The organism is Acinetobacter sp. YH12058 (assembly GCF_013419805.1).
Classification (GTDB): Bacteria; Pseudomonadota; Gammaproteobacteria; order Pseudomonadales; family Moraxellaceae; genus Acinetobacter; species Acinetobacter towneri.
In genome coordinates this window covers 1-1,996 of sequence record NZ_VOZL01000056.1, presented here as the reverse complement: position 1 = coordinate 1,996, position 1,996 = coordinate 1, and the positions used below count along the sequence as shown (strand labels likewise).

General features: G+C 36.2%; 4 protein-coding genes. All 4 read right to left on the bottom strand.

The window, feature by feature from the left end:
- A partial coding sequence (locus tag FTU09_RS13635) for a phage/plasmid replication protein, II/X family (protein ID WP_180080583.1) occupies positions 1–764 on the bottom strand: 764 nt, incomplete at its 3' end.
- The gene (locus tag FTU09_RS13630; protein ID WP_180080582.1) at positions 761–1,027 is read right to left on the bottom strand and encodes a hypothetical protein; all 267 of its coding nucleotides are present in this window, start codon (positions 1,025–1,027) and stop codon (positions 761–763) included. The genes FTU09_RS13635 and FTU09_RS13630, both read right to left, overlap by 4 nt.
- On the bottom strand, positions 1,017–1,418 hold the full coding sequence (locus tag FTU09_RS13625; protein WP_180080580.1) for a hypothetical protein: 402 nt from the start codon (positions 1,416–1,418) through the stop codon (positions 1,017–1,019). The genes FTU09_RS13630 and FTU09_RS13625 overlap by 11 nt, the downstream gene beginning before the upstream one ends.
- Positions 1,419–1,639: 221 nt before the next feature.
- Positions 1,640–1,996, bottom strand: a 357-nt coding sequence (locus FTU09_RS13620) for a phage/plasmid replication protein, II/X family (RefSeq protein ID WP_218951320.1), incomplete at its 5' end; no start/stop codon positions are given.

Here is a 1,996-nt window from a genome sequence, read left to right as displayed (position 1 = left end):
AAAACATCATCTTTGAGCATATAGACATCACTCATTTCTAATTTAGATATGTATTCTAGAAGTAACTCCTCGGCTGTGTCTATATCCCAATTGGATGCAATGTGCAAAGAACGTCTTTTTAACTCTTGTTGTCTAGTTACACCCTCTATTCTCAAGGCTTTTCGAGCATATTCGATCATTTCAGGTATTTGTAAATCAACAGGTAAGTGATGACCTTTTGCTAAGATTTCCATGAATTTGGAGTAACACTTTAAAGCCCAACGTCTAGAATGTTTACCAAAATAAGCAGTATCACCACTAAATTGACCAGCACCACGATGTTTTAAATATGCTGATTCACCTACGGCACGAATCCAAGCAAGTACTTCTTTTTCATTATTCAAATGCCACGTTTCATTAACGTCTACACGAGATAATTCATAATGACCGTCTTTGATATTTGCGTATTGGAATGGATCAGGACATAAGCCTAATTCTTCTTTTTTTAACAGCTCATCAAAAAACTTACCCATAATTGAAACAAGATCATTAGAACCAAATAAATTATGACCCTGAAGGAATTTTGTAGGATTCCCAGAAATATAAATTTGAGTGTCTGTTACTGACTGAATCTGAATTTTTGTTGAATAAGAACCCTCAACTGTTTTTTTCTTATCACAAACCCATTCTTTTTCTAAATTAGAATTAAGGGACAAAACAGCCCCATTAAAAAGCTTATCAGGGTCATGATTACAAATTATTTTCGCCGATACCCAATCAATCATTTATCAAGCCCCTTAAAAACCTCACTAAGATTCTCAAACGAATTACCAAGCATTTTAGATAGAACCTGATCCAGGCTAACAGCTTCATTATTTTTTATAGCTTTTAAAGCATCTCTAACAACTTCTAATTGGGGTCTAGATTCTTCTAGTATTTCAGTAACAACACGAGTTTGTTTTATCCCTCTAAGTTCAGCAATATCTTCAATTAATTTTCCTAATTCAGGGTCGAGAGTCAAAGGAAGGCGTTTAGATTTAGCAGGCATTTAAAGAACCTCCAAACATAGATTTATCAAGCGCAATACAAAGATCGTCATATTCAGATTGAGAGAAAATAGGAAGCTCAAACACAGCAGAAAGAAAACCCTTCAAATAAGCATAGTGAAAGTTTTTATCTTGTTCTGTTTTAGCGTTATCGAGATCGGCTAAGTTTTCATTAAATTTTAGAAGTAAAACGGCTTTCATAATAGTTGTATCTAGTGACTTATTTGAATAAAAAGTAACACTTAAAAATGGATGTGTAAAGTGTGGGTATATAAATAATTCCCGGAAATGGGACAAATGTGCAGTATTACTAACACTGCACACCCCACCCGACGGCATGCCTGTCTGGGTGTGGGTGTTGGTGTGTGTGTTGTCATGTTTACTTGTTGTCATGTTTATATGTTGTCAGTTCGGACGCTTTGCGATCCTCTGTATTTACCGATCTAAGGCGAGGGGGAGCTGTAATCAGGGAAAGGAAGGTTTTAGATTTTTATTATAGTGGCGTCACTCGTAGACACTCGTTCGGTTAATTGGTCGTGACTAAGTAATTTTTTTTAGGGCAGGATAGGCAGCAGCCGTTAAAAAGGGCGTTTTGTAGCACAAAAAAAACCTCATCAAGCGACAAGGTTTCTTTCATAAGCCCAATCAGGAATGCCTACAGGCTTGGCTTCTAACACACGGATCAGGGGAATTACGTTAGATTTTTCTTTAGGGGACTTGGTAGAAATATCTATACCATATTTAAGCATCTCACTACGGCAACGGTAGAAAGCAGATTTAGACATAATTTGCTTTAAGTCATCACCATTCAACCAAGTTTGATAAACCATTCTTAAACGGGTAGGTAATGTATCTAAAACATCATCTTTGAGCATATAGACATCACTCATTTCTAATTTAGATATGTATTCTAGAAGTAACTCCTCGGCTGTGTCTATATCCCAATTGGATGCACTGTGCAAAGAACGTCT